The following is a 26103-nucleotide window of genomic DNA, read 5'->3' on the forward strand; positions in this document are numbered from 1 at the left end:
TGCTGGATCATTGCCCCCAGGCAGCAAACGCATCCTTGAATGCGCGCTCACCGTCTGCTCCCTTTTCGATCGCCAGAACCGCCCGGCTGCCGCCGCTGTACACGATCGGAATGTCGATCCACTCCTTGCCCTTGAGCAGCAGCACGTTCCGCTTGGTGTCGACATCGCCGGCCGACAGCGCGATCATGAAGAACGTCGGCGTCACCTTTGCCGTGAGAGCGGACAACGGAGCGCCGCGCCCCGATTCCCTGGCCTTCATGCTCACGCCCCGCAAGGTATCGACGCCGGTGCGAGAGGCGTCCTCCGGCAGGTTGAACTTGACCTCCATGATGTGGCTTGCGGGCATTTCGTTTTCGACGTTGGGACGCAGCAACAGGGTGGCCGTCATGCGCTGATCGATCTCGATATCGCCTTTGATGGATGCCGGCACCGCCCCGGCGCCCGGCTCGACGCGCCACGTCACCTTGCCCATGAATCGCTTGCCGCGAGGATCCGACGGATCCTCCTGGTATAGCACGGCATGCGACACAAGCAGCTCGGCAGCGCTTGTCGCACCATCACTCGTCGCACCCTTGCCGTCCGGCGAAATCCGGTCCGCAATCACTTTGCGCGGCTCTGTACCGGCCGGCAGCGCGACCGCCGTCGAGCCTCCAGTCCAGAAAGCCGGCAGTTGACTGAAGACCCCTTGCCACGAGGTCGTCATTCGGTTCGTGGCCGACAGCCAATAGGCCGAAGCGCCGACCATCATGACCGCGACGGCTGCCGCAGCGGCCATAAGGTGCCGGGCGCGCCATCGCCTCACTGTGCCAATCGAGCGCGAGCGGCGGCTCTCCGCCTGCGGCGGCAGGTCGGCGAGATCGCGCAACGCGTCGCGCCGCCGCGCGTCGGCCGGCGCCGCGCGGTCGAACGTCTCTGCCTCGGGCACACGCGGGTTCGATGAAGCCACGGGGGACACCGTGCGCAACGGCAGCACGGTCGCGGTGGCCGGCGCTTCGGCCAGATGGAGAGAGTCGCTGTTCGTAAGTGATCCGGCAGCTTCCGACGATGTCGAGACCAGCGGCACTGGCGCGCCGGGCGACTCCGGACCGCCCCAGTTCTCAGCCGCTCCACCACGTGCTGATTCCTGCGCTTCCCCGCTCCGCGCGCTGACGCGCGAGCGCGGGCTCAGCCAGGATGGCGGCGCGACGTGAATCACGCTGCTCTGTTGCGGCTCCCGCTCTGCCGAGAGCCGGGCGAGCGCCAGACCTTCGGCCACCGTGGCGATCTCATCCTCGATCGAACTCGCCGGGCGGGTGACCGACGGCTCGGCGTCCACGCTCGCACCAGCCGGTATCGGCGACTGTGCCGAAGTTGCAACGACGGTTGCCGGCGGCTCGGACTCCAGAAGCGGCAGGGGCGACGCCGTCATCGGCAGCACGACCGAATCGAGCCGGCGCGTCTGTCCTCGAAGCCGGATGATCCGATCGGGAAACAGCGACTTGACGAGATCGTAAAGGCCCGCGCCGGGCAGCAAGAGCTGGCGGATCGCGACGGGGCCGCTGCGTGCGGGAACGTGATCGGCACGTCCGACGCCGTGATCGCCCGGCTCGAGAACATCGAGCGTCGGTCGCCCCTGATCCGAGAGGACGACGACCTTGCGCCCCCGGAGAACCGCATTCAGCTCGCGCAGATCGGACGACGAGGCGTCGTCGACGATCACCAGATCGAACACCCCGAGGCGCGACGGAAGTTGCTCGGCGACACGCCAGGTCGGCATCAGCTGGCACGGAATTCCTTCATGGCATCCTTCCAGCGCCTCGCGCGCGATCTCGCGCAACCGGGACGCCGTCAGGCCCGAGCAGGTCGCAGCCAGTTTGCGCAGCGTCGTGGTGAAGACGGTGAACGCGTGCATCACATCGCTGTCGATGTTCTGCGCCAGGCTGAGGGCAGTCCGTGACACGACCACCTCTTCGAACAGCTCACGCAAACGCACCTCGAGCGCGGCACGCTCGTCGGACAGATCGCGGAGCCGCTGCAACTGACCGACGACTTCGGTCTGTCGCGTCAAGACCGCCCAATTCCAGGCCATGACCCAATCTGCGACGAGCACCGGATCGCCGCCGTCCCGGTCTGCCGGCTCGGTCCTGATACGGCGGGCGAAGGCGCCTGCCCCGGCCGCGGTCATCGCTTGGCACACCTCATCGAGCAGTTCGACATCCTCGCGCCGCTCATGCAGCGCTCGCAGCCTTGTGCGCACGGCGATCCAACGCCGCTCGATTTCGCGCGGACCGATATCATCGCGGCCGATCTGCGAGAGCACGTCTTCGCGAACCAGCGCTTCGATCGCACCGCAGCCGCGGAACAGCCGTTTCAGCCGGGCCAACTCCGTCCGCTGATCGGCGACGCGTCGAGCCGCGGTCCTGACGGCAGCCGCGAGCGCTGCAAGTCTCTGGCCATCGCCGAGCAGATCGGCGATGTCGGCGTCCCGCATCGAGAGCTTTGCGGCATTGATCGACACGTTGCGCTTGGCCAGGGCGGCCGTCACGACCGCGATCTCGACGCTCCTGGCGACGCGCTCGTGCCCCTGGAGCGGATGCGATGCTTCCAGCGCAGGCGCACCGATAGCCGGCGCCAGCGAACGCCATCTCGCGTCGAGCGAATGCTGGTGGCGCCGCCACGTCAGGTGATCGCGGACAACGCTCCAATCCGCAGCCGTCTTTGGCGCGAAGCCCGCCAGCTTGATCGCATCCACGGACTGCTTCAGCGCACGACCGGACGGCGACAACCGCGCCAACAGCTTGGTGCTGCCGCCGGCAGCCAATCGCTCCACGGCAGCAACCAGATCGTTGTCGAGGAAATTGTCGTCCGGCAGTTCCACCGGCCGCGCCAGCACGTCAGCGCGCCGGACCAAGAGAGCCGAGGCATCGCGTGCGAAGTCGATCACCATGGCCGCTTCGCGCGGTGTTTCGCCGCCACGCCCGCCGATCGGAGACAGCGCCGCGAGCCAGGGCTGTTCGGCGATGATCCGATGCGCTGCAGCCAGTGCATCGAGATCACTGGCAAATTTGTCGGCCTCGTCCGGTCCGAGCGCCGCCGCGGCAGCGCGGCCGAGCCGATCGTCCCGAACATCCGCACTGCCCTGCGCCGTCGCTTGCAGATCCTTGTGCAGGCGCACCAAGGTCGCGGCGTCCGGCAGCGTCGCCATCTTGGGAAGCTCGTCATCGACATATTTGAGATCGGCGCCCAGCCGCAGCCGCGCCGCGCGCGCCTGATCGGCGGCCGCAATCAGCAGATCGGTCTCGGCCAGAAACCGTTCCGGGCGATCCGTGAACCAGGCATAGTCGTCTCGCTCGGCGATCAACGACGTCAGGCCGTCAACCGGCAGGTCGGAGACGCCCTGTGACCTCAACGTGCTCCGGTCGACGATCGCGGCCGCCTCGTCGTCGAGACGCGAGATCTCCTGACTGGTTGCGACGATGTCGCGTTCCAAGCGATTGACCGCTTCGGCCTGCTCGTGCAGGTCCATCCTCTCGACGATCGAGAGTAGCCGGCCCACGATTAGCTCTGCTTCCCGTAACGCGTCCTTGTCCGACGCCATCAGATTGAGGGTGAGATCGCGCACGGCGCCGGGCAGCGCACCGGACAGGGTCGCGAGCGCCGACTCGTCGCGCGAGACCACGAGCACGCGCAGCCCCAGAGCGAGATGATGACAGACCAGATTGACGATCGCGGAACAGCGGTCGGTGCCGACGGCGCCTTGAACGACCACGCCGTCCGATCGTCTCAGCTGGCGTACAATTTCCATCTGGTCGGAGTTGGTCGGCAGGGGAAAGAACAGATCGCCCTGGCCGTCAGCGGCTTGCGCGGCGGGAGCGACGTCGATCGGATGACCGATCACGCCGGAGGGCCGCTGGCGCAGCATGTCCCGGGCATCGTGGTCCGGAGCCCCGAGCAGAACATTGAGCGGCGTGGTCAGGCAGCAGCCACTCTTCGGTCCATACTCGATCGCTCGCCTTAGGCGCTCGAGATCGTGCAGCAGCGTCTCGTCCGAGCGCTGCCGCGCAAACATCACCCAGCGATCTGAGACCATCAGCCGCTCGCCTGCTTCCGGCAGCGGATGGGCTGGGCCCGGCGCGCCCGGACAATAGCGGGCTTGCGGATCGAGGTGGGAGCTGATCGCGGTGAGCACCGGCTCGAAACTCGTCGGTTGGAACGGCGATATCTCGCTGCCTCGCCCGAGAGCCTGCAGCAGCGTTTCGGCGTGATCACCTGCCGATGCCGCCGTGGGCGTCATCGGCTCGAAGGCGCTGAGGCGGACCGCCGCGCCGGCCATCCGGGGGCGAACCCTGATTTCCGCCTCTGCACTTTCCACGACCTCGATCTCGACGAGACGCTCGAGCACCGGCAGATCCAGGTCACGTCCCTGTCGTCGCCAGCGGCTGACGCCCAGTCCCCAGACGATCTCGCAATCGCCCCGACTGGCCACGTTAGCCAGTTCGCGCAACCGTCGGTGCAGGTCGATGGTGCGACGGATCGGCCGTTCGGCCGCGGCCCACGTGGCCCACGAACCCGCGAGATATCGCTCCAGGCGCTCGACGATGTCAGGGCGCTGCTCCAGACGCAGACGCACGCTCCAGAGTCCCTCGGCGGCATCGCCAGACTCCCCCTGCGAGCAGTGCTCCGCACGCGCCTGCCCGAGTGCGACCAGGCGATCCTTCTCGGTCTCGTCTACCGTGATCGTGGCGCGCTGCCGGACCAGCGGACGTCGGTTCGGATCATCGGACACGCCGATCCACATGACCAGATCCGAATCGACAGCCGGCGGCTGGGTGGCAACGAGGCCTTCGACGCAGAGCCACACCGGGCCGTCCGCATCGAACGTGTCGCGCGTGACGCCGGGCAGGTTCTCAAGCTCGTGCTGATGAAGCACAAAACGGGTGCCGTCCGACAACTGATAGTCAGACACGCGCTGAACCGCCTCGCGCCCATGCGAGACTATATCGCTGAGGTGACCGAGGATGGTCTGCAGCGGTCCGATCGCTGGCTGCAACCGATGGACAACATTCATGATGTCTTTCCGATCCGAGCCGATGCGCGCCACGACCCGCGCCGCACCTGGTGAGAAGCATGATGATCAAAGCAAGCAGACTTGAACATTTTCAATCTTGGTAAGGTTCGCGTCTCCCGCTGCACCGCGATTGCACTGGTCGAGATTTCGCGGCGTTCGACGGACGACAGGACTAATTGGCCAATAGGGTCACGCAATGCGGCGTAATGATGGGTGCCTCGCCACACGGGCTGCAAAACCGCCAAGATGAGCCAACTGATTTGTAGGACTTCCAAAAAGTTCGGATCAGACGAGCCGCGGCTACTTTAGAATTCGTTTAAAGGCCGCGACTTTCCGCCCGCTCGGCTGCCTTGATTGCGTGCGGCGGGCGGTCGCACGATCCCGAGAGCCGCCGAACCGGAAAACCCGCACGTCATCCCGCCGCAATCCGAGCAGAGCCCGCGTCGGTTTTCCCGTGTGATTTGAATGGGCGCTCCAGACAATGCCATCGCTTCAACGCAATTCGTCGCGCAACGCCTCGATCGCTGACGAAGTGTGGCCTCACTCACGAACTCACGCTGCGGCAGCCTGGGCTTCAATCGATGATGCGTATCATGTCATTGCGCCCGCGATGATTGTCGCGCGCCGTAATCGGCAGGAATTCGCGGAACTTAGCCGATAGCGGCAAGCCTGGCAGCGCCCGCCCGCTCTTCTGCCGAACAACCACGCCCACCGGCGCGCGCACCGCTCTGCCCAAGTGCCGTCACGTCAACATCGCCCGCGAGCCCAAGTATCGACATTGCCGGCTTCTAGCGGCGAAGGACTTGCATTTGCACACACGGATCAGTGCTCAGGCGACGCGGATGAGGGTTGGACGTCCGCAGGTCATTGATGGGGAGGTTGAACTGATGGATTTGGTTAGCTGCAATGTGAGACCTGCCGGTCGCGTCGTGCCTGCGCACGACGTTGCGCCAGGTCTCGGCAATGGTGCTCGAACGCGCGGCCGGGCAAGGCTCCTGCCCTCGCTCCTGGCCGCTGTCTCAACACTGGCGCTGGGCGCCGTGACGGCGAAGGCGGCCGAAAATACGCCGTCGCGTGCGACGGACGGGCCGGCGGTCAAGGCGCTGATGGCGAAGCTCGAGTCCATGGAGCAGCGCATCAACAGCCTCCAGGTCGAACTCAAGGACGCGAAGGCCAAGAAAGCCGCCAGCGTCGGACAGTCCGCATCGCTCGCATCGAGGCGACCGACGGACAAGGTGGCGCTCACCGACGGCAAGGACCAGCGTGGCAGCGCGTCGAAAGCTTCGTTCAATGCGGCGTCGGCGTCGAATTCCACTGCCAACGCCATGGCGCTCGCCGATCCGAAAGACACCAAAGCCAACGATCAGGCCGCACAGCGCGCGGAATCGCCGACACCGGCGTCACGGCTGGCGGCAGCGTTTGCGGATTCGGAGCCAAAGCCCAGATTCACGCCGGCTGCCGATCTCAAGGCACCCCCGCCGTCACCGGGCAGAGATCTGTTCGGCGCTGCGCCTACTCCCGCGCCCGGCATGAAGATCGGCATGTACGGCGAAATCAAATTCGGCTCGATGCAGAACCCTGACGCCAACGGCCAGTGGCAGAACGGCTTCGACGCGCACCGCTTGGTGCTGCTGCCGACCTATCAGGTCAACGACTACATCACCTTCAATGCAGAGCTGGAATGGGAGCACGGCGGCATCGCGTTCGACAACGACGACAAGCTGCACGGCGCCGTCGAGGTCGAACAAGCCTTCTTCGACATCAAGTTCAACGACTATTTCACGTTGCGCTCTCCAGGCGTCGACCTGATCCCGATCTCCTTTACCAATCTCTACCACGAGCCGACGCTGTTCTACAGCGTGCGGCGGCCGGAGCTTGCCAACGGCCTGATCCCGACCACCTGGTATGCACCCGCGGCCGGATTCTACGGCAAGATCGTCGACGGCTTGAACTACCAATTCCAGGTCAGCCAGAGCGCCGAGGACTTCGGTGACAGCTTCGATCGTCGCGGGGACAATGGCCACATCACGCCCGGCGGCTATGAGGGCGGCATCAATGGTTTAGAGGCGCTTCAGCTTTCTCGTCCGCCGATCGGCGATAATCGTCAGTTGAGCAACCAGCTGGCCTATACGTTCCGACTGAGCTACACGCCGTCGTTCCTCCCCGGCTTCGCCGGCAGCTCGGCGATCTACTATTCGCCGAACGTCACGCCGCGCGGCGCCTACGCCACCGATCCGAACGGCAACGAGATTTCGCTCGGCAAGAACGCGATGACGATCTTCAACACCGAAGCTCGCTATCGCGTCCCGAACACGGGGCTCGAGCTGCGGGGCGAATACGCCTTCGTGAACTTCTCCAACCCGGAGAACCTGCGTGCGAACAACGACCTTGTTGACGACAACAACGTCGGCAAGAACATGTGGGGCTACTCGGGCGAGATCGCCTATCACTTCCGGGCGCCCAACGACTACGACATCGTGCCGTTCTATCGTTACACCCGCCAGAACTTCCAGACCTCGGGGGTGCTCGGCTCTGACATCTCGAACGGGATTCACAACATCTCAGGTCATGGCGACATGACGTTCCACGACGTCGGCCTCGCTATCTTCCCGAATCCGAGCCTGGTCTACAAGCTGAACTACACCAAGGTGATCGATCACAGCGCCGCCGGCGCCATGCAGGATCGCATACTCGCCGGTGTCGGCTGGCTCTGGTAGCCGATTGGACCCCGCCTGCTGCGCAGGCGGGCGGCAAAAAGCTGGGGACGGGAGGCCGCTGCCTTCCGTCCCGGGCATCTCCTCGACAAACATGCGTACTCATCAGAGCGGGCGGGCGGGCAAGTGGTTTGGAATGCTGATGTGAGCTCCGATAGGCTGAGATACGGTACGGTCTCGGCTGCTCTGGTCGTCGTCGCGCTGGGGCTTGCGGCGTGCAACCCAGCCACGCTCAACGCCGATGATCGCGGTGACGACGTGATGGGCAAGGTCGGCCGGCTCGACCTTTCACCCCGCTATCCCCGGCAGGTGCTTCCCGAGCAATCGCCGGCAGCCAGGCGCGCGCGCGCCGAAATCTATTCCGGCGCCGACGATGCGAGAGACGCGCGCAATGCCCGCGCGGAAGCGCCCTCCTCCGACTCGCTTCCGGTCCAGCAGGTGGCTGCGCATTCGCAACCCGTCGGCAACGGCTTCGAACTGAATTTCGAAAACACACCGATTGCGACGGTTGCCAAGGTCGTGCTCGGCGACGTCCTCGGCGTCGGCTACACCATCGATCCCCGGATTCAGGGAACGGTCAGCCTGTCCTCGGTGCGCCCGGTGCCGAAAGCCGACGTCGCCTACGTCCTGGAAAATGCGCTGCGCCTCGCAGGTACGGCGCTGGTCCGCGACAATTCCGGTTACCGCCTGATCCCGCTCGGCGACGCAGTCGGGGCCGGCAACGTCGATCGCGCCGGAGGCTCGGCCGAGCCCGGCTATGGCATTTCAGTGCTGCCGCTGCAATACGTCTCCGCGCCGACATTGCTGAAGCTGCTCGACAGCTTTGCGCTGAAGCCCGGCACCGTGCGCGCCGACCCCGGCCGCAACGTGCTGCTGATTCAGGGCACCGGGGCCGAACGCCAGACCGCGATCGACGCCGCGCTCAGCTTCGATGCCGACTGGATGCGCGGGCAGTCGGTCGGGATCTTCCCGATCGCGAACGGCAATCCCGAGCCGATCGTCGCCGAACTCGAGAAGATCATGGACGCCGGCGACAGCGGCCTCGGCCAGAACATGGTCAAGTTCCAGACCATCAGCCGTATGAACGCCGTGATGGTCATCAGCCGCAAGCCGGCGCTGCTGCACACCGCGGAAACGTGGATCAAGCGGCTGGACAGCGGCAACACGCTGCGCAACAGCGTGCATGTCTACCGGGTCAAGTATGGCGAGGCTCGCCAGATGGCACGGGTGCTGAACGACATGTTCACGGTCTCCGCCGGCGCTGCAGAGGCAGCGTCGAACGACCTCGCGCCTGGCACGGGTGCATCGACCAACTCGAGCATCGAGCGGCTCTCGGCCGCCGGCACGACGGGGTCTGCTGGCCAGCCGTCGGGCTCCAACGGGCTCGTCGCCAACCGGGGCTTTGGCGGGACGCCGCCGCCGACCCAGGCCGGCTTCGACGCGGGATCGGACTCGCGCGCGTCTCCCGCCGGCAGCAAACCGCTGATGGACGGTGTGCGCATTACGCCCGACGTCGTCAACAACACGCTTCTGATCTATGCCGACAAGGAAAACTATCGGGTGATCGAAGCCACCTTGCGGCAATGCGATCGTCCGCAGTTGCAGGTCGCGATCGACGCGACGATCGCCGAGGTCACGCTGAACGACTCGCTGAACTATGGCGTGCAGGCCTATCTGACGAGCAAGAATCTCGGCTTGAGGCCTGATCAGGGATCGGCTCTCAACACCACATCGACCTCGGCGCCGACGGCCGTCGCCTCCGCGGCGGGATCGATCACCAATGCCTTCCTCAGCCGCGCGTTTCCGGGATTCAACTTCCTGATCGGATCGGAATCGCAGCCGAGCGCGATCCTGAGCGCGCTCCATACCGTCACGGACGTGAAGGTGTTGTCCAACCCGTCGCTGGTGGTGATCGACAACCAGGCCGCGACCTTGCAGGTCGGCGACCAGGTGCCGGTCTCGACCGGCAGCGCAACCGTGCTGACCACCAACAACACGGTCGTCAATACGATCGACTACCGCAACACCGGAATCATCCTTCGTGTTGCGCCGCGGGTCAACGAGAACGGCAATGTCAGGCTGGAGATCGAGCAGGAGATCAGCAACGTCTCGCCGCAGACAGCCAACAGCCTGACGCCGACGGTCGCGCAGCGCAAGGTGAAGAGTTCGGTTGCCGTGGCCAGCGGCCAGACCGTCCTGCTGGCCGGCCTCATCAGCGAAACCCACCAGGGCACGCGCAACGGCATCCCCGGCATCGACCAGATCCCCGGCCTCGGCGACCTCTTCAGTCACAACGACCGCAGCCGCGGACGGACGGAGCTGATCATCTTCATCCGTCCGCAGATCATCCGCGATGGCACCGATGCGCATTATGTCGCCGAGGAACTGCGGTCCAAGCTGCGCGGCACGATACGGCCCGTGTCCACCACTGCACTTCAAACGTCTCGGAGCAACCGATGACGCGGCGTGCGAAGGCCGCAATTGCATTGCTGTCGTTTGCGCTCGGCATCGCGGCAGCGGCGCCGGCGGCCGATGCCCGGTCGTCGGGAGCGGCCTGGGCGGCATTCGCCCGCGGCGATTACGTCAAGGCTGCAACCTTGCTGACGCCGATGGCGCAGCACGGGCATGCACGCGCCATGACCGTGCTCGGCTACATGTACGAGAACGGACTAGGTGTTCCACAATCCTACGAGATGGCGGTCGATCTCTACGCAAGAGCTGCCGAACACGGCGATCCGACCGCGCAGCATCTGTTTGGCCTCGCCTACGACAAAGGGCATGGCGTGCCAACGGATCCGGTGCTGGCCTACAAATGGCTGAGCCTTGCAGCCGGCGCCGCGTCGGCTCGCGAGCGTGGGCCCTATCTGCGGATACGCGACGCCGTGGCGTCCAAGATGTCGTCTGATCAGATCGTCGACGGCCAGCGTCTCGCCGTGCAATGGCAGCAGGGACTACGCGGCCAGACCATCGTGGATGGGCAGCATGGCGATTTATCGGTCTTCTAAATCGCAATTCTCAAAAGCATCATTTTCCGTACCGACAACGACGTACTTCGCCTGCCTGCCCTCGGCAATGAGGTGACCGACAACGATCCGTCACGGAACGCGCCATGAGCCCGACTTTCCCTCCTCTTCGACTCGCCGAGCAGCTGCGCGGTGGCAACCGGCTGGTCTCGTCCGGCGCCCGGCCGGCGGACGCTGCAGTGGCCGGTGGACGATCGTCGGAGACAATGGAGATCACGGCCGCCGAACGCGCCGACGCCATCGCCGAGCAGCTCGGATTGCCTCGGATCACGTTGTCCGACCTGCTGGCGTCGAAGTCGCTGGCCGAGCATTTTTCCCGGCGCTTCCTTCGGGAGACGATGGTCTTCCCGTTTCAATCCGACGAACACGGGCCTTGTCTTGCAGTGGCCGATCCCGGCGATACCGCGGCCGCGCGCGCGGCGGAGCTGGTTTTCGGTGGTCCGGTCGAATTGGTGGTCGCATCATCCGAGGACATTGCCACCGCGCTGAACCGGCTGGCCGGCGACGACGAGATGCCGGCGCGCGAAGGCGCCGAGCAGCCGCAGCGGCAGGACGAGGACATCGAAAGCCTGCGCGACCTCGCCACCGGAGCGCCGGTGGTGCGCGCCGTCAACGATCTGTTCGAGCTGGCAGTCGAACTGCGCGCCAGCGACATACACGTCGAGGCCACGCGGAACGGACTGTCGCTGCGGATGCGTGTCGACGGTCTGTTGAAGCCCGTCCCCGAGCCCGTAGGTGTTCTGCCTCAAGCCGTCATCTCGCGGATCAAGATCGTCGCCGGGCTGAATATCGCCGAGCGCCGGCTGCCTCAGGATGGCGCTGCGCGGCTTCGCGTCGGCCGCTTCGAGCTCGACGTCCGCGTCGCCGTGATGCCGACGCACCATGGCGAATCGGCCGTGATCCGGCTTCTCCCGAAAGACCGGGGGCTGCTATCCATCGAGAAGCTCGGCTTCGCTCCCCACGACGATCGATCGCTGCGCCGTCTGCTGGCTCTGCCTCACGGCATGATCGTGATCTGCGGGCCGACGGGCAGTGGCAAGACCACGACACTCGCAACGGCGCTATCGATCCTCAACGAGCCGACGCGGAAGATTCTCACCATCGAGGATCCGGTCGAGTATGAGCTTCCCGGCATCAACCAGTCGCAGGTGAAGCCGGCCATCGGACTGACCTTCGCGGCCGCCCTGCGCTCCTTCGTGCGACAGGATCCCGACGTCATCATGGTCGGCGAGGTCCGCGACGGCGAAACCGCCCATGTCGCGGTTCATGCTGCGCTGACCGGGCACCTCGTGATGACGACGTTGCACACCGAAAGCGCCGCAGCCGCCATCCCGCGGCTGCTCGACCTAGGTGTCGAGGACTTTCTGCTGCGCTCGACCTTGCGCGCGGTGATCGCGCAACGGCTGGTGCGCAGGCTGTGCGAGCGCTGCAGATCCCGGAAGGTTCTCTGCACCGACGATCTCGCCGCCGACCCGCGCTACGTCGCGGCAGGATTTTCGGCTGGCGAAGCGGTGTACGAGCCGACCGGATGCGAGAGCTGTGGCGGCACCGGCTATCGCGGGCGGCTCGGGATCTTCGAGGTTCTCGAACTGAACCAGGAGGTCCGCTCGCTGATCCAGGGCGCGACCGATGCGACGGTCATCGATCGCAGCGCCATACGGAACGGGATGACCACGATGCTCGACGACGGCGTCTCCAAGTGCCGGGCCGGAGCGACCTCGGTCGCCGAAATCCTACGCGTCACAACGTTGCGGTGAGCCCGTGAGCAAGTTCCGCTATCGCGCCCTGACTCAGAACGGCGACATCGTCCACGGGACGATCTCGGCTGCGTCACTCAAGGAGGTGACCGAGCGGATCGAGTATCTGCAGCTGCTGCCGATCGAGACCGTTGAGGAGAAGGCTGCACGCTCGGCCTCGCGCGAGACCCTGGCATTGTTCGGTGCTCCGATCGCGAGCGATGTTACGACTTTCACCCACGATCTGGCGCTGCTGTTGAAGGCGGGCGCAACGCTGGAAGACTCGCTCGAGCTGCTGGCGAGCGATGCCGATATCGGCCGTCTGCGCGCGACCGTCCGCCGCCTGCGCTCCAGCATTCTTGCCGGAGAGAGCTTCGCGGAGGCGCTGGCGCATCACCCCCTGCAGTTTCCCGCCATGTACGTGGCGCTGGTGCGGGTCGGCGAAATGTCGGGCACCCTCGATCACGTCCTCGACGTGCTCGGCACCGAGCGCGCGCGCGCGGCGGCGATGCGGCGCAAGCTCACGGATGCGATTCAGTACCCCGTCTTCGTGTTGATCGCGGCGTGCCTGGTGATGCTGTTCTTCTTCGTCGCCGTGCTCCCGCAGTTTTCGGCCGTGCTGCGCGATTTCGGCGCCAAGACCGACACCACGATCAGCGTCTTCCTCGGAATGTCTGATTTCGTGCGGGACAACGGCGTTGCGCTCGCTCTGTGGGCAGCGGCGGCCCTCGCCGGCAGCCTGCTGCTTCTCGGCCGTCCGCGCTTCCGTGCGGCGGCGGTGTCGCAGCTCTGCCGGCTGCCGGGCCTTTCGACCGCATTCGGCTCGTATCGCACCAGTCTGTTCTGCCGGAACCTGGCGATCCTGCTCGGCAGCGGCCTGACGCTGACGGCCGCGCTGCGCATCCTTATCGACATCATGTCCGTCACCGGCAACGGCCCGGTGTGGATCGCGGCGGCGGACCGCGTTCGGCAAGGCGGCAAGCTATCCGAAGCGCTGGCGGCGACCAGCGGCCTGCCGGCGATGGCCACACGCATGATTCGTCTCGGCGAGGAGACCGGACAGCTGCCGGTGCTCGCCGGCCGCGTCGCCGAGTTCTACGAGGCGAAGCTGCAGCGAAGCCTCGATCGCATGGTGGGCATCGTCGGTCCCGCCGCGATCATCCTGATTAGCACCGTCGTGGGCGGCCTCATCGTATCGGTGATGACCGCACTCCTGTCGGTGACGCAACTCGTTGGTGATTAGAAGATGGACCGAGGGATGACACGATCGGAGACCGGCCGCACGGGGCGGCAGACCGCAGCACGCGATGGCCGCCAGGACGGCTTCACGCTGGTGGAAATGCTGGTGGTCATCGCGATCATCGGCATGGTGATGGGGCTGATCGGGCCGCGGGTGCTGTCCTATCTGAACGAATCGCGGGTCAAGACCGCACGCATCCAGATCCAGAGCCTCGCCAGCGCGCTCGATCTGTTCTTTCTCGACACCGGGCGCTACCCGACGACGTCCGAAGGCCTGGCCGCGCTGGTTCGGCCGGCCGCGAACATTCCCGGCTGGTCCGGCCCTTATCTCAAAGGCGCCAACGTGCCCGCCGATCCCTGGAGCCATGCCTACGCCTATCGCTCGCCCGGACAGCGTGCGCCCTACGACATCGTGTCGTACGGATCGGACGGACAGGAAGGCGGTACGGATCTCGCGGCCGACATCTCATCGTCGGCTGCAGCCGGCGCCAAATAGCCATGCGCGCGCGCGACCACATCGAAGCCGGCTTCACCCTGCTCGAGGTCGTTTGCGCGCTCGCCATCATCGCGTTGCTGGCGGGCGTACTGCTGCCGGCGATACCGAAGCAGACCTCGCAGCCGCGGCTTGAAGCCTATGCGATCGAACTTGCCGCACTGTTGAAAGCCGACCGGAATGCCGCAATCAAACATGGATCAGAGATATCGACGCACATCGATACGCAAGGTCGCTCGATCCGCTCCGGCGTCAACGGGCAGGCGATCCGTTTTCCCGACGATGTCAAGCTGGAAACCGTATTGCCGCGGAGGTGCAACGACCGGCCCGCGTTCGAGACAATCAGCTTCTTCGGTTCGGGTTTGTCTTGCGGAGGCATCATTGCGCTCAAGCGCACCCATTCGGGCTACGAAATTCGCGTCAACTGGCTGACTGGAAGGATCGAACTTGTCCCGACCCCTGATGTCTCCGGGCAGTGAAGCGACCGCCGGATTTACGCTGATCGAGGCGCTGGTCGCGCTTGCGATCGTGGCGGTGTCGCTCGTTGCCATTGGTGCGCTGATGGGATCTTCCGTGCGCGGGACGAAGAAACTGGAACAGCACGTCGCGTTGGTGCAGGCCGCCTACAACGGACTTTGGCTCGCGTTTCCGTCGCGCTCCTCGCCAGCCTCTGAGACGCAGTCCGGCGAGTCGATGGCTCATCTGTGGCGCGCGCGGACGCAGCCGTTTGCCATCGACAATGGCGTACCCGATAGCGCATCGGCTTGGATGCCGCAGAAGGTCACGCTCCAGGTGCGCTCGCCATCGGGCGAGACGATCGAGTTGGAGACGGTGCGATTGTTCCGGAGGCGGACCGAGTGATGTCGACGCCAGCCGATCATTCCGAATCGGGCTTCACGCTCATCGAGTCTCTCGCGGCGATGACGCTGCTCGGCCTGCTGATCTCGGCACTGCTCGCGATCACCTCGCAATGGCTGCCGAATTGGGATCGCGGCCTGCGCCGCATCCAGCACAGCGAGTCCGTGAGCCTCGCACTCGACCGCCTCAGCGCCGACATCGCCGCCTCCGAGTTCATCCGGGCCGACGGCCAGACCAAGTCGGTGCTGTTCGACGGATCGGAGACGTCGGTGACGCTGGCCCGCAGCGCTCTTGGACCGAATGGCAGCCGAGGTCTGGACGTCATCCACATCGCGGAGACGCCCGATCGCGACGGCGTCGCCCTGGCGCGAACGCGCGCGACGTTCGCGCCCGCAAACCCGATCCCCCGCAGCTTCGTCGATCCCGTCGTGCTGCTGCGATCGCCGGTGCGCGTGTCGTTTGCCTATGCGGGGGCCGACAGGATTTGGCAGCCCACCTGGCATGATGCCGATCGGCTGCCGACGGCGGTCTCGTTGACGGTGCGCGACGCGGGAGGCCGCGGCGAACGGCCCATCACCCGCATCATTGCCATTCACGTCTCCGCGCCGCCGGACAGCGTATGCCGCCTCGGCGCCACCCAATGCAACGACGCGCCCGTGCTGACCGACCCCGCAACCGGGCGCTTGCCCGTGCCGTCGGAGTGATGATCATGGACCACGCTGCTAAGGCCGACCACCGAGAAAGCGGCTTCATTGCCGTCGCCGTGCTCTGGATGCTGAGCTCGCTGGCTGGATTGGCCGTCATCCTGTCGGTGTTTCTGATCAACACCAGCCAGGGACTGGCACTCGACGACGATCGCCTGCGCTCCGCGGCGCTGGTCTCGGCTGGCGTGGAGCTGGCGGCGTACAAGCTCTCATCGTCGGCGAAGCCGCTGCGTGCCCCCGCCGGCTCGTTTACGTTTCGCCTCGATCGCGCTCAGGTGTCGGTGGCGTTCCGCTCGGAAGCCGCGCGGATCGACCTCAACCATGCATCGAAGGAGATGCTTGCCAACCTGTTCGGCGTTCTTGGCGCGCGCGCCGACATGGCGGACGCCTACGCCAGACGGGTCATCGGCTGGCGCACGCCGTCCGCCGAGACCGCCGCCGCCGCCGACGCCGACGCCGAACGCACGCTCTATCGCGCAGCCGGCCCCGACCGCCTGCCCCGCGCGGCGCCGTTCGCAAGCGTCGACGAGCTTCGTCTGGTGCTCGATCTGCCGCCCGCGCTTGTCGACAAGGCGATGCCGTTCGTGACCGTCTTCAGCGGCCGGCGCGAGATCGACGCGCTCGAAGCTGCGCCCGAGGTGGTCGCCGCTTTGCCCGGAATGACCCAGGATCATCTGAAGAGCTTCCTTGCACAGCGTACCGGCCTGCGTCGCGACAACAAATCGCTGGCGGCGCTCGGGCCCGCTCGCGCGGGAGCCACCCTGGAGGTCGCCGACGCCGTGCGCTTGTCGATCGTCGTCGCGTTCGACAGCGGTCGGCGGAGCGCAACCGAGGCCGTCATTCTTCTGGACAAGGGTGACGACCCCTATCGCATCCTCGCGTGGCGCGAGGACATCGATGCGCTCACGAAACTCCGCAAAGCTGCAAGGGCACTGTGATGACGATGATAGCAGAACTGCGCCAACAGTTCGCAGATTGGATCGGCTCCGTCGCCGATACGATCGTGCGGACCTTTGCCAGACTCGACATCAAGCCGCCCATTCAACTGATCGAAACCGAACGAAATGTCTTCGTCTTGCGAACGACCGCGAAGTCCGGACGGTCGGCTGCACCCAATTGCCAGGTTCGCCTGACCGGCGATGCAGCTGGGGTCGCTCCGCTTCCCGAGCATTGGCAGGCGGCGATGCGCGGCAGCCGGGTCGAGCTCATGCTGCTGCCGGACCGTTTCCTGACCAGGCCGCTGGACCTTCCCAGGCGTGCCGTCGAGTTCCTCGATGCGATGATCCGCTCCCAGGTCGATCGCTTGACGCCGTGGGCGGCAGATGACGCCGTGTTCGGCTACACGTCACCCGCCGAGATCTCCGGTGACCGTATCGCCACCACGGTGATCGCAACGCCAAAGACGACGCTCGAGCCTCTGATCCGCATGGTCGAGTCCTGGCGCGCCGGATCCATCGTCGTATTCGCGTCCCGCGAGGTGGCGCTGCCTGCCGCAAACGGGCAATTCGCCTCGGCCGGCATCACGAAACTGATGGAAAAACACTTTCGCGGCTCGCTCGACGCAGCTCGCGTCAATCGCGTCCTGACCGCGATCCTGCTGGCCGCAGCAGCCATGGCTGCGCTGTCCATGACGACGATGAGCATCATCGGCGGCGGGCTGGAGGAGCAAGAGCGCCAATTGACTCAAAGAATCTCCGAACGTCGCGCAGCCCTTCGCCTCGAAGGCAGCGACAACACCGCCCTCGCCGGCCTCATGCGGCGCAAGCAGCAAGACGCCGCGAGCGTCGTTCTGCTGGAGGCGCTATCCCGGATCCTGCCTGACAACACCTACGTCACCGAGTTGCGCATCGACAACGACAAGCTGCACATGGTCGGAATGACACAGGACGCGCCGGCACTCGTCAAGGTTCTGGAGCAGTCGCCACACTTCACGCATGCGACGTTCTTTGCACCGACGACCCGAACGGCCGATCAGGCCGGAGAACGATTCCATATCGAAGCAGCGATCAAACCTCATTCCGGACTTGGCATATGAGCATGGCAACGTTCTTGAAACGCTCTCCCGCTGCGCCTGCGATCGCGACCTCGGTCTATGGCGGCCTGCTGCTCACGCTCATGGCAGCGACCGTCATGCCAATCAAGGCAGTCATCGACCAGCGCATGACGGCGGAGACGCTCAAGGATACCCTGCATCTGCTGGACGCTCACGTCTCGGCGGCCCAGCATCCGGATGGCAACAAGACGGCAGACGTCGCCGCGACTGCCTTTCTCGAAGGATCCACCGTCACGGTGGCAGGTGCAGCCCTGTTGCAGCGTCTGGCTGATGCGATCACCGCCCATGGCGGCGTCGTGTCGTCGTCGCAGCTCGACATGCAGAGCGCTCACGCGAAGGATGGTCGCATCGGTGCCATCGCGAGCTTCGAGGTCGGGCAGTCCGACCTGCAGCAGATCCTCTACGACCTGGAGGCCGGAATGCCGTTCCTGTTTGTCGACGATCTGGTCGTCGAGACGAGCTCAGCCGCCGCGACTGCAGGCGAACGATTTCGCGTTCTGATGACGCTCTCAGGACAATGGCAGGGCGCGCGATGAGCCGGACCGTCAAACTCGTTGCCGTTCGCTCCTGCTGCGCTCTCGCGACGGTCTTCGCGCTGAACGGCGCTGATCCTTTCGGTCTTGGCGTCGCGATCGCAGCCGAGCAGTTGCCGCTCGCGGAACGCCTCCAGGCGCCAAATGGCAATCCGGTGCAGGACGTTCCCCTCGCATCGCTCTCTGCAACGCGCGATCGGCCGATCTTTTCGCCGTCGCGCCGCGCCGCTTCGGCCGAGGCGCCGCCGGCCGTGGTCGCTGCTCCAGTGGCTCAGGAGCCGCCAGCGCCGGAAGCGCCGCAACTGACGCTGCTCGGTACCATCGTCAATGGCGCCGACGGCTTGGCGATCCTGCTCGATCCGAGCAGCACGGCGCCGTTGCGGATCAGAGCCGGCACCGCGTACCAGGGCTGGACGCTTCGCCGGGTCGAGGCGAGATCGGTCACGCTGCAGAAGGGCCAGGAGGTAATGGAGCTCTCATTGCAGACATCGTCGGGCCAGCCGAAGATACCGCCCGGCACCAGCCTCGTGCAGGTGCCGTCCACGACGATGTCACCGACGCCGGCCCAAGCCGGACCACCATTCCTGTCGCCGGAATCCAGGTTGCTCAAGCTGCATCATCGCCAACGCTCGGGGCGCCGGCAATTGTGAGCGCGGCGGGGGCAGCCGCGCAGCTAACGCTTGCACAACCCGCTCGTCAGGACCCATCCGTTCTCGGTGAGGAGCGCGGAGACGATGTCGAAATAGAGACGCTTGTCGGGATCGTCCTCGGAGACGAAGGAGACCTGGCACAGAAAACGCTTGCTTTCGTCGCCGTGGTCGCATGTCGCCTCGACGATCTTCAGCCCCTTGTCATGGCGGACGCCGGATGACGGCGCTTCCTGCTCATAGGCCTTCTGAATGATCTCGGCGGTGGGCGCCGTGCAGGAGATGCCGGTCACGTTGCACATCCATGCGAGAGCGACGGCAAGCAGCATTCTTGGCTTCCTCGGTATTGGAGAAACGACAACCAGGGCCAGAGGCGTTCTCGTGCTGGCACCTCGGACGATCGGTCAGGCGACCTACGCAAAGCGCGTTGTCGTTTTTGTGTCGTACTCGTTCGCTGCGAGCCCAACAAACAGCATCTGCTGCTTAGTTAGATCTATTCTTAAGAGCCTGACTGCATTCCTCAGAAAGCGAACGAAACGGTCACAAAGCAGACATCCGCCATTCTTACCGACTTGGTGAGCAAGGGGAGCGACCGCACGGATCACCGATGAGACGGACCTTTCGATCGATTTCGAGTCCGGATCGGTGGTCCTGCGGTGGCACACACATCTCGAGCCAGATGGGGATCAGGCATGTTAGTCAGGCGTCTGCACAAGAAATATCTGCGATCATTGACATCTGCAGCCGCGCTACTCCTGGGCCTCGCAGGCACGGCGACGACAGCACGCGCCCATGATCTGCCGGAGCCGACGGTGTTCAGGAGCCGGCACGGCGTGCTCGACATCCTGATGATCGCCAAGGCCAAGCCGATCTCGACCATCACCTACACCCCGCCCGGCGCCGCCGCCATGAACCCGACGGGCTGGGTCTACGAGATCTGCCCCCGGCCGTGGTCCGGCAACAAGTGTCCAGCGGGCTCCGCCGTGGCGGACTATGGCGGGGTGAGGCTGGCGCTGCAGAAGGGTGACACGCTGAAGATCAGGCTGGTGAACCAGCTGCCGCAACTCGATGCCGCCAAGGTCAACCACAACACCGATCCAGGCCAGGCCAACCTGTTTCGCAATCCGACCAACCTGCACACGCATGGACTGATCGTCGAGCCGCGCGCACCGACCCTGGCCGACCAGACGTTCGGCGACTACGTCTTCGTCCAGATCTTCAATTCCGCGAACGGCATGCCGGTGCCGCAGACGACCCACCAGCATGGCTCCAACAAGATGGACTATGCGGACTACCGGATCGAGATCCCGAGAAATCATCCCTCGGGGCAGTTCTGGTTTCATCCGCACATCCACGGCATCTCGCTCAACCAGGTGTCGCAGGGCCTGGCCGGCATCATCTCTGTCGGCGAAGTCTCCGACTATGCGCATGGCGACGCCAGGGACACACCCTTCCCCGACGCAAGCGTCCGCCATCTGGTCCTGAAGGACATGCAGGTCGCGCCCGGCGGCACCGTGCAGTTCGACAGCGGCCCGGTGACCGTGCAGCCCGGCGAAGTGATCAACCAGCAGGATCCTGGTTTTTGCGCGCAATTCCCGGCGGACAGCTCCGAGGTGCGTCAGGGATCGTGCCCGGGCGTCGACAATTCCGCAGACGAGGGCTCCAATTTTACAGGCGGCAATTGGTTCTTCACCGTCAATGGCCGGACCTTCCCGACGATCAAGATGTCCGACCCTGACGGCGAGGTCTGGCGGCTCACCAACGCCTCCGGCAGCCTGTCCTACAATCTGCAGCTGACCGACGATGAAGCGCAGAAGCCGATGGTGATGCAGCTCATCTCAGTCGACGGCGTCAGCGTGAACCTGCCGCAGGACACCACGATGGACACCATGGTCCGGCTCGGCGGCGCCCGCTTCCGCGTCGTGCCCTGTCCGCCGCTGCCGAACGCGCGATTCCACTCCAAGCCGGTCTGCGTGACCCAGATCGTGATGATGCCGAGTTCGCGGACCGAGGTGTTCGTGAACTATCGCGACCCCGCAACCGGTGCGATCGCATCCCCCGGACGCTCGGCATCGGCGACGTTCAAGATGGTCGGCCTGACCATGGGCAGCGGCGATCAGTGGCCCGCGGTCGATCTCGCCAAGGTGCAATTCCATCAGCACGGCTGGCGCAATCACATCACGCACGCCATTGACATCAGGGGCGACGCGTTGGCGACCATGCAACCCTCGGGCATTCTCGACGCCAAGGTGCCGTATGCGAATGCAGCGCCGCTGCGCAACGGTTGCCGTCCTCTGCCGGCAGGGCACCGGCGCCGCATCTTCTTCGGGCTCGCCGATCTCACCGACGACGGCACCTTCGGCCTCGGCTATGAGGAAGTCGATCAGAATGGCAACCCGGTCCCGGGCACCCAGCTCCCCGTGAGCCAGTTCGATCCCGCGCAGAACATCGTCTGCCTGCCGCTGGCCGCAGGACAGCGCCCGGTGCACGAGACCTGGGAGCTGGTGCAGCTTTCGACCGAGAACCACAACTTCCACATTCACCAGACACGGTTCAGGACGATCGACAGCCGGTCAGCAGAGAACACACCGCTCTCGGTGTCGCTGAACCGGAGCATCGGCGGCGGCATGCTGCAGGACAACGTGCCGCTTGGTGTCGCCACGCCGAACGTTCCGGAGGTGATGGATGCGCAGAGCGGAGTTTGCACCATCGAGCAGTGGCGCAGCGGGCAGTGCACGTCGAAGCCGGTCGTGGTGGACATCCCGTTTTCGCAGGTCGGCGAGTTCGTCTATCACTGCCATATCCTCGAGCACGAGGACGGAGGCATGATGGCCAAGATCAAGGTGGTGCCCTCGCCCTACGGCGGCTCGAACTGGGAAGCTCTCAACCAGATGCCGTGGTAGCATCGACAGACCAGTGCCACTGTCCCGCTTCAATCGGCGTCGCGATCGCGACGCCGACGACATCGTTTGAACGGCCGAGAGTTCGCGAGCTCATCGTCGGATGGATGCGGCGAAAACGCTGGCTTCATGACTGCGTGCACACTGCCCCACTCACATTGGAATCGCTCTAATTCGCTCGATGGCGTTGCGGCGTCGTCCTCTTCTGAGCGGCGCTGGATTTTCAGCAGCGAGTCCGCACAAAACTTATTGCAGATGCTCGCCGCGCATCCCGTCGCAAGCACAAGTGGTGGCAGAACACCCGCGCGGTTTGCAACGACGCGGCCTCGACCCATTCGATCCCGCGGCGACATCGTTATTCCCCGGCTGCTCCGGCAAATCGCCAACATCAACGCGGTAAATCGCCGCAATCGAACCGCTATTATTTCTGCACCTGATGCTCGTTGCGATTTGCAACAAGCGAGCGCGCCAGGGAGGGAGAACGCGATGGGATCGAGGATCTTTTCCGAGATGATGGCACGCGCATTCGCGCAAGACTGACCATCGAATAGCAAAATCCAAAATCGTCACATTGAAGACTTGAGAGGAAGAAGATGAGCGACTGGCTGAAATGGGCGGCTCCTGTTGCGGCCGTCATGTCGATCGCCGCACCGGCCCATGCCATCCAATATCTGAGCGTCGAGGAGGCACAGAAGGCCGCCTTTCCGGGAGCGAGCTTCGCGGAGGTTCAAGCCGGTCGGGTCTGGAAGGCGAGCAATGGCGGCTATTTCTACTACGATCATGTCGTCGGAAAGCACCTCCTGATCGACTATACGGTCGCGATCGGCCCCGACGGACGGGTGCGTCGCGTGGATATCCTGAACTACCGTGAGTCGTATGGCGGCGAGGTGCATGATCCGAACTGGCTCGGCCAATTCGTCGGCAAGGGCAGCCAGAACGAGCTGCGCATCAACTCCGATATTCGCAACATCTCCGGCGCCACCCTGTCGTCGACGCATTTGACCGAGGGCGTCAAGAAGGTGCTGACATATCATGCCAGCCACTTCCACTAGCATTCGCCGTGCCCAGGCTCTCCTGGGCACGTTCGTCGAGATCGATGCGACTGGCGCGACGAGGCACGACACCGAGTCTGCCGTCGAGGCGGCCTTCGCTGCGATCGCCGACATCCATCGGCTGATGAGCTTCCACGATCCGGACAGCGACCTGTCGCGCTTGAATCGCGACGCGTCGCATGGCCCGGTCAGGGTGCATCCCTGGACCTACACCGTGCTGGAAGCGGCTCTGGAGATGGCCCGGCAATCAGATGGCGCATTCGACATCCGCGTTGCCGGAACAAGACCGTCGCCTTGCGACTCCCCGGCGGTCTCCGCCTTCGAATTGCTGGCTGACCACCACGTCCGCTTCCCGCAAGCCGGCGTGAAGCTAGACCTCGGCGGCATCGCCAAGGGGTTCGCCGTCGACCGCGCAATCGACGTCCTGCAAAATCACGGCGTGCAGTCTGCCCTGGTGAACGCCGGCGGCGATCTCTCCGCCTTCGGCGTCGTCCCACGCCTCGTCGCTCTTCGAGACCCGCGATTTCCTGACCGGATCCTGGGCCAGATCGAGTTGAGCAATGAAGCGCTGGCTTCTTCGGCACGCCGCTTCAATCCCTTCGAATCGAAGGAAACGTCGGATACCGCGGTCGTTGATCCCGCCACCCAGCTGCCGGCCCATGGAGCTCACGGCGCGACTGTTCGGGCCCCCACCTGCATGGTCGCCGACGCGCTGACTAAGGTCGTGATGGTCTCGGGCGAGAAGGCCTCGGCGCAACTGATCCGCCATCAGGCGAGCGCGATGTTCCTGTCGACGCGCGGCGACATTCACGCAACATCGGACTGGCAAGGAGTTCTCCATCATGCGGCTTAAAGGCGCGTTTCGGTTCGCCCTCTATGGCACTCTCGCGCTCCTGTTCATCAGTGGAGCTTTTTGGCTCATTGCCGATCAGCTGAAGACCCACTCGGAGGACAGCGAGATGTGGCAACAGGCCGCGGCGTTCCTGCTCAGCACGCATGGCGGAGCGGCGATGGTGACGCTGATGCTGCTCGGTGCGCTTGGTCCGATGCACGTTCAGCGCGCCTGGCGGGCCAAGAAGAACCGCGCGACCGGCACCGCGAGCATGGCAGTTTATGGCCTGCTCGTCCTGACAGCGTTCGGGCTATATTACGCCGGCTCCGAAGCGCTCCGGTCGTGGGTCAGCATCGTCCACATCGCTTTCGGGCTCGGGGTGCCGGCCGTCATCACGGCTCACATCAAGGTTGGCCGCTCGAGCGTCGCCTTCGTGGCTCCGCCGGTTCGGGCGCAGCACGCTCCGGCGGTCACCCTGGTGCCTGCCGACGCACCAACGGATGCGGATCTCGTCAACGCGATGAGCAAAGTCGGCTGACAACGGTCACGCGGGCCGGTTTTCCCTGAAGGGCGACCGGCTCGCCTTCATCCGTTCAAGAGTCCAAGCGACGTTGCCCACTCAGTTCAGAAGTTGCTTCTCGATCTCGTAGACCGGCAACTTCACCAGGTCCTTGTGGATCTCGCCGTGCAACACCTTGCGCACCGCATCCGAGTAATCGGCGCGGATCATGCCGAGAGCACGGGGCGATGCGACCATGGTCAACCCTTTGGTTTCCCCGGCCTGAACTGCATGGTGAAGCCTGTCTGCGAGCTGCTTGAGGAAAGCGCGTTCGGCCAGATCATGCCAGTCGGTCTGCTCCACCGAACTCCGTGCATGGCCGGTCGATTGCTGCACCGATCCCGGGGCGTCGGTGCCCTGTGCGGCAGTTCGCTCATTGACATGCTCATGAACCTCCTTGGTGTGCAGGTTCGGGAACATGCTGTCGCCGATGTTCTCGAGGATCAGCGCCTTGCGGCCGTCGCAGACCACCACCCATTCACCGGTTCCGACTTTCATCTTGTCCATTGAGCTACTCCATCGTCGCGCCGCACCTTGCAGCGGCGCTTTGGTGTCCGCCTCCAGCATCATGCCGCTGAGGCGGCCGGCATCATGAGGCCGAAGACGAGAGGGCGAGAGAAGCGCTGCATTTCAGCGCGGCCGTTCGTAAAGTCTCGATGAAGAATGTCGTGACAATCCGATCGGACACGCGAAGCCGCCGCGTCAGAGGCTTTCCTCGAAATCCTCCAGGGACAGGCCGAACTCCGAGAGTGCCTCTTCCAGATAGTCGCCGAGCATCGGAGTCTCGGTCAGATAGGTTGCCGTCCGATTGTTGTGTGATTGAGCCGCCTGGGCGCGCAGTTCGTCCCAGTTCTCCAGCGAGCCATCCCCGCGGCCCAGCCACATCAACGCGACCAGATCGATCTGTTCGTCGACGTTCAGACCCTTGATGAAGCTAACGATGACCGATCGATCCGTGTTGACTCCACGACCCGCCGTTCCGGGCGCTGAATCGTCATCCGTCAGATCCGCCAGCAGCTCGGGTTCGGCTGCCTCCATCTCGTATTGATGAGCCTTCGTCACGATGAAGGCGACCTTCTCCGGCGAGATCGAGAGGTTGGGCGTCGAGGTCGTCATGCAGCGTCTCCGTGGGTCCGAAGGGCAACGCGCCCGGGTCCCATGGCAAGGACGCTAGGCGCTCCAGCGGGAGCGCACTTTGCGCAAGATCAAGGCAGTCTGGCGGCGTGGACATGCGCGCAGCTGCGCGCAGAACGAACGGGACGTACTGGCAGGAACTACCAGGTCGAGTCGAACATGCCGTAATGCGGCTGCTGCGCCACCAGAATCATCGGACGGCCGGGATGAGCCTTCGCCATCTTCCGCTTCTTGGCTTCTGCGGACCTGGACGCGCTCTCCGAAGTCTTGGACGCCTGCGGCTTCTCGACAGCCTTCCCTGCCACGGTCTGCGGCTTGGCGTCCGCGGCGCTCATCTGCGCATAGGCATCGCGTGTGCTGCTGGTCTTCGCCGGCTCGGCGGCCGCAACCTTCGCAGGCTGCTCGACCTTTGCGATCTGCGCGGGAGCCGGCATCGCGACGGACGTGTCCATCACAATCCGCTCCGGCCACTGCCGCGCGGACTTGATGCGCACCGCCGGAAGATCCGACGCGGAGGCCAAATTCGCTGGCAACGGCACGCTTGGGAGCACGGCGTCGGCGAGGACGAGCAATGCAAGC

22 protein-coding genes are annotated in these 26103 nt (G+C 64.8%); 17 read left to right on the forward strand and 5 right to left on the reverse strand.

Features of this window, described 5'->3' with window-relative positions; translation table 11 throughout:
• Nucleotides 1–7: 7 nt before the first annotated feature.
• A complete protein-coding gene (locus ACQR1I_RS17845) occupies nucleotides 8–5047 on the reverse strand; it encodes a helicase (protein WP_434869940.1) in 5040 nt (1679 codons plus the stop codon).
• Nucleotides 5048–5934: 887 nt separating this feature from the next.
• Here ACQR1I_RS17845 and ACQR1I_RS17850 point away from each other — a divergent pair.
• From ACQR1I_RS17850 to ACQR1I_RS17910, 13 genes are all read left to right on the forward strand, one after another.
• Nucleotides 5935–7764, forward strand: coding sequence for a hypothetical protein (locus ACQR1I_RS17850; protein WP_434869964.1), 1830 nt, complete (start codon nucleotides 5935–5937; stop codon nucleotides 7762–7764).
• A gap of 141 nt (nucleotides 7765–7905) precedes the next feature.
• A complete protein-coding gene (gspD, locus tag ACQR1I_RS17855) occupies nucleotides 7906–10221 on the forward strand; it encodes a type II secretion system secretin GspD (protein ID WP_434869939.1) in 2316 nt (771 codons plus the stop codon).
• Entirely contained in the window at nucleotides 10218–10766 is a 549-nt protein-coding gene (locus ACQR1I_RS17860; protein WP_434869938.1) for a tetratricopeptide repeat protein, read from the forward strand. The genes gspD and ACQR1I_RS17860 overlap by 4 nt, the downstream gene beginning before the upstream one ends.
• 104 nt (nucleotides 10767–10870) lie before the next feature.
• Nucleotides 10871–12541, forward strand: coding sequence for a GspE/PulE family protein (locus ACQR1I_RS17865; RefSeq protein ID WP_434869937.1), 1671 nt, complete (start codon nucleotides 10871–10873; stop codon nucleotides 12539–12541).
• Nucleotides 12542–12545: 4 nt separating this feature from the next.
• Complete coding sequence (locus ACQR1I_RS17870) at nucleotides 12546–13763, forward strand: type II secretion system F family protein (RefSeq protein ID WP_434869936.1); 1218 nt, start codon at nucleotides 12546–12548, stop codon at nucleotides 13761–13763.
• A 15-nt stretch (nucleotides 13764–13778) separates the two neighbouring features.
• Nucleotides 13779–14255, forward strand: a complete 477-nt coding sequence (gene gspG / locus ACQR1I_RS17875; protein WP_434869935.1) for a type II secretion system major pseudopilin GspG — start codon at nucleotides 13779–13781, stop codon at nucleotides 14253–14255.
• Nucleotides 14256–14257: 2 nt separating this feature from the next.
• Nucleotides 14258–14731: a pilus assembly FimT family protein gene (locus tag ACQR1I_RS17880; RefSeq protein ID WP_434869934.1), complete on the forward strand. Its 474-nt coding sequence runs from the start codon at nucleotides 14258–14260 to the stop codon at nucleotides 14729–14731.
• Nucleotides 14700–15113, forward strand: coding sequence for a PulJ/GspJ family protein (locus ACQR1I_RS17885; RefSeq protein WP_434869933.1), 414 nt, complete (start codon nucleotides 14700–14702; stop codon nucleotides 15111–15113). The genes ACQR1I_RS17880 and ACQR1I_RS17885 overlap by 32 nt, the downstream gene beginning before the upstream one ends.
• Complete coding sequence (locus ACQR1I_RS17890) at nucleotides 15113–15814, forward strand: prepilin-type N-terminal cleavage/methylation domain-containing protein (RefSeq protein ID WP_434869932.1); 702 nt, start codon at nucleotides 15113–15115, stop codon at nucleotides 15812–15814. Before ACQR1I_RS17885 ends, ACQR1I_RS17890 begins: the two co-directional genes overlap by 1 nt.
• Entirely contained in the window at nucleotides 15814–16752 is a 939-nt protein-coding gene (locus ACQR1I_RS17895) for a general secretion pathway protein GspK (protein WP_434869931.1), read from the forward strand. The genes ACQR1I_RS17890 and ACQR1I_RS17895 overlap by 1 nt, the downstream gene beginning before the upstream one ends.
• On the forward strand, nucleotides 16752–17849 hold the full coding sequence (locus tag ACQR1I_RS17900) for a PilN domain-containing protein (RefSeq protein ID WP_434869930.1): 1098 nt from the start codon (nucleotides 16752–16754) through the stop codon (nucleotides 17847–17849). The genes ACQR1I_RS17895 and ACQR1I_RS17900 overlap by 1 nt, the downstream gene beginning before the upstream one ends.
• A 2-nt stretch (nucleotides 17850–17851) precedes the next feature.
• Entirely contained in the window at nucleotides 17852–18403 is a 552-nt protein-coding gene (gspM, locus tag ACQR1I_RS17905) for a type II secretion system protein GspM (RefSeq protein WP_434869929.1), read from the forward strand.
• The gene (locus ACQR1I_RS17910; RefSeq protein ID WP_434869928.1) at nucleotides 18400–19050 is read left to right on the forward strand and encodes a hypothetical protein; all 651 of its coding nucleotides are present in this window, start codon (nucleotides 18400–18402) and stop codon (nucleotides 19048–19050) included. The genes gspM and ACQR1I_RS17910 overlap by 4 nt, the downstream gene beginning before the upstream one ends.
• 23 nt (nucleotides 19051–19073) lie before the next feature.
• Here ACQR1I_RS17910 and ACQR1I_RS17915 read toward each other — a convergent pair whose 3' ends face one another.
• Nucleotides 19074–19376 (reverse strand): hypothetical protein, encoded by a 303-nt coding sequence (locus tag ACQR1I_RS17915; RefSeq protein ID WP_434869927.1) that lies wholly within the window; start codon nucleotides 19374–19376, stop codon nucleotides 19074–19076.
• Between the two features lie 579 nt (nucleotides 19377–19955).
• Here ACQR1I_RS17915 and ACQR1I_RS17920 point away from each other — a divergent pair.
• The 4 genes from ACQR1I_RS17920 to ACQR1I_RS17935 all read left to right on the forward strand — a co-directional run bounded on the left by ACQR1I_RS17920 (nucleotide 19956) and on the right by ACQR1I_RS17935 (nucleotide 24369).
• A complete protein-coding gene (locus ACQR1I_RS17920) occupies nucleotides 19956–21950 on the forward strand; it encodes a multicopper oxidase domain-containing protein (RefSeq protein WP_434869963.1) in 1995 nt (664 codons plus the stop codon).
• A gap of 590 nt (nucleotides 21951–22540) precedes the next feature.
• Nucleotides 22541–22999 carry an FMN-binding protein gene (locus tag ACQR1I_RS17925; RefSeq protein ID WP_434869926.1) on the forward strand — a complete coding sequence of 153 codons (459 nt, stop codon included), beginning with the start codon at nucleotides 22541–22543 and terminating at the stop codon, nucleotides 22997–22999.
• Nucleotides 22980–23852, forward strand: coding sequence for an FAD:protein FMN transferase (locus ACQR1I_RS17930; protein ID WP_434869925.1), 873 nt, complete (start codon nucleotides 22980–22982; stop codon nucleotides 23850–23852). The genes ACQR1I_RS17925 and ACQR1I_RS17930 overlap by 20 nt, the downstream gene beginning before the upstream one ends.
• The gene (locus ACQR1I_RS17935; RefSeq protein WP_434869924.1) at nucleotides 23842–24369 is read left to right on the forward strand and encodes a hypothetical protein; all 528 of its coding nucleotides are present in this window, start codon (nucleotides 23842–23844) and stop codon (nucleotides 24367–24369) included. Before ACQR1I_RS17930 ends, ACQR1I_RS17935 begins: the two co-directional genes overlap by 11 nt.
• A gap of 81 nt (nucleotides 24370–24450) precedes the next feature.
• On the opposite strand, the gene ACQR1I_RS17940 is transcribed toward ACQR1I_RS17935, so the two are convergent.
• From ACQR1I_RS17940 to ACQR1I_RS17950, 3 genes are all read right to left on the reverse strand, one after another.
• Complete coding sequence (locus ACQR1I_RS17940; RefSeq protein ID WP_434869923.1) at nucleotides 24451–24897, reverse strand: host attachment protein; 447 nt, start codon at nucleotides 24895–24897, stop codon at nucleotides 24451–24453.
• A gap of 195 nt (nucleotides 24898–25092) precedes the next feature.
• On the reverse strand, nucleotides 25093–25506 hold the full coding sequence (locus ACQR1I_RS17945; protein ID WP_434869922.1) for a DUF3775 domain-containing protein: 414 nt from the start codon (nucleotides 25504–25506) through the stop codon (nucleotides 25093–25095).
• A gap of 158 nt (nucleotides 25507–25664) precedes the next feature.
• Nucleotides 25665–25976: a hypothetical protein gene (locus tag ACQR1I_RS17950; protein WP_434869921.1), complete on the reverse strand. Its 312-nt coding sequence runs from the start codon at nucleotides 25974–25976 to the stop codon at nucleotides 25665–25667.
• Nucleotides 25977–26103: the final 127 nt, after the last annotated feature.

Source organism: Bradyrhizobium sp. HKCCYLS2038 (genome assembly GCF_051167655.1).
Taxonomy (GTDB): domain Bacteria; phylum Pseudomonadota; class Alphaproteobacteria; order Rhizobiales; family Xanthobacteraceae; genus Bradyrhizobium.

What these genes read in the sequence shown, in the direction of transcription:
- ACQR1I_RS17845 (WP_434869940.1), bottom strand. Translation starts at nt 5,047, where the DNA reads ATGAATGTTGTCCATCGGTTGCAGCCAGCGATCGGACCGCTGCAGACC.
- ACQR1I_RS17850 (WP_434869964.1), top strand. Translation starts at nt 5,935, where the DNA reads ATGGATTTGGTTAGCTGCAATGTGAGACCTGCCGGTCGCGTCGTGCCT.
- ACQR1I_RS17860 (WP_434869938.1), top strand. Translation starts at nt 10,218, where the DNA reads ATGACGCGGCGTGCGAAGGCCGCAATTGCATTGCTGTCGTTTGCGCTC.
- ACQR1I_RS17865 (WP_434869937.1), top strand. Translation starts at nt 10,871, where the DNA reads ATGAGCCCGACTTTCCCTCCTCTTCGACTCGCCGAGCAGCTGCGCGGT.
- gspG (WP_434869935.1), top strand. Translation starts at nt 13,779, where the DNA reads ATGACACGATCGGAGACCGGCCGCACGGGGCGGCAGACCGCAGCACGC.
- ACQR1I_RS17880 (WP_434869934.1), top strand. Translation starts at nt 14,258, where the DNA reads ATGCGCGCGCGCGACCACATCGAAGCCGGCTTCACCCTGCTCGAGGTC.
- ACQR1I_RS17890 (WP_434869932.1), top strand. Translation starts at nt 15,113, where the DNA reads ATGTCGACGCCAGCCGATCATTCCGAATCGGGCTTCACGCTCATCGAG.
- ACQR1I_RS17895 (WP_434869931.1), top strand. Translation starts at nt 15,814, where the DNA reads ATGATCATGGACCACGCTGCTAAGGCCGACCACCGAGAAAGCGGCTTC.
- ACQR1I_RS17900 (WP_434869930.1), top strand. Translation starts at nt 16,752, where the DNA reads ATGACGATGATAGCAGAACTGCGCCAACAGTTCGCAGATTGGATCGGC.
- gspM (WP_434869929.1), top strand. Translation starts at nt 17,852, where the DNA reads ATGGCAACGTTCTTGAAACGCTCTCCCGCTGCGCCTGCGATCGCGACC.
- ACQR1I_RS17910 (WP_434869928.1), top strand. Translation starts at nt 18,400, where the DNA reads ATGAGCCGGACCGTCAAACTCGTTGCCGTTCGCTCCTGCTGCGCTCTC.
- ACQR1I_RS17915 (WP_434869927.1), bottom strand. Translation starts at nt 19,376, where the DNA reads ATGCTGCTTGCCGTCGCTCTCGCATGGATGTGCAACGTGACCGGCATC.
- ACQR1I_RS17920 (WP_434869963.1), top strand. Translation starts at nt 19,956, where the DNA reads ATGAACCCGACGGGCTGGGTCTACGAGATCTGCCCCCGGCCGTGGTCC.
- ACQR1I_RS17925 (WP_434869926.1), top strand. Translation starts at nt 22,541, where the DNA reads ATGAGCGACTGGCTGAAATGGGCGGCTCCTGTTGCGGCCGTCATGTCG.
- ACQR1I_RS17930 (WP_434869925.1), top strand. Translation starts at nt 22,980, where the DNA reads ATGCCAGCCACTTCCACTAGCATTCGCCGTGCCCAGGCTCTCCTGGGC.
- ACQR1I_RS17935 (WP_434869924.1), top strand. Translation starts at nt 23,842, where the DNA reads ATGCGGCTTAAAGGCGCGTTTCGGTTCGCCCTCTATGGCACTCTCGCG.
- ACQR1I_RS17940 (WP_434869923.1), bottom strand. Translation starts at nt 24,897, where the DNA reads ATGGACAAGATGAAAGTCGGAACCGGTGAATGGGTGGTGGTCTGCGAC.
- ACQR1I_RS17945 (WP_434869922.1), bottom strand. Translation starts at nt 25,506, where the DNA reads ATGACGACCTCGACGCCCAACCTCTCGATCTCGCCGGAGAAGGTCGCC.
- ACQR1I_RS17950 (WP_434869921.1), bottom strand. Translation starts at nt 25,976, where the DNA reads ATGGACACGTCCGTCGCGATGCCGGCTCCCGCGCAGATCGCAAAGGTC.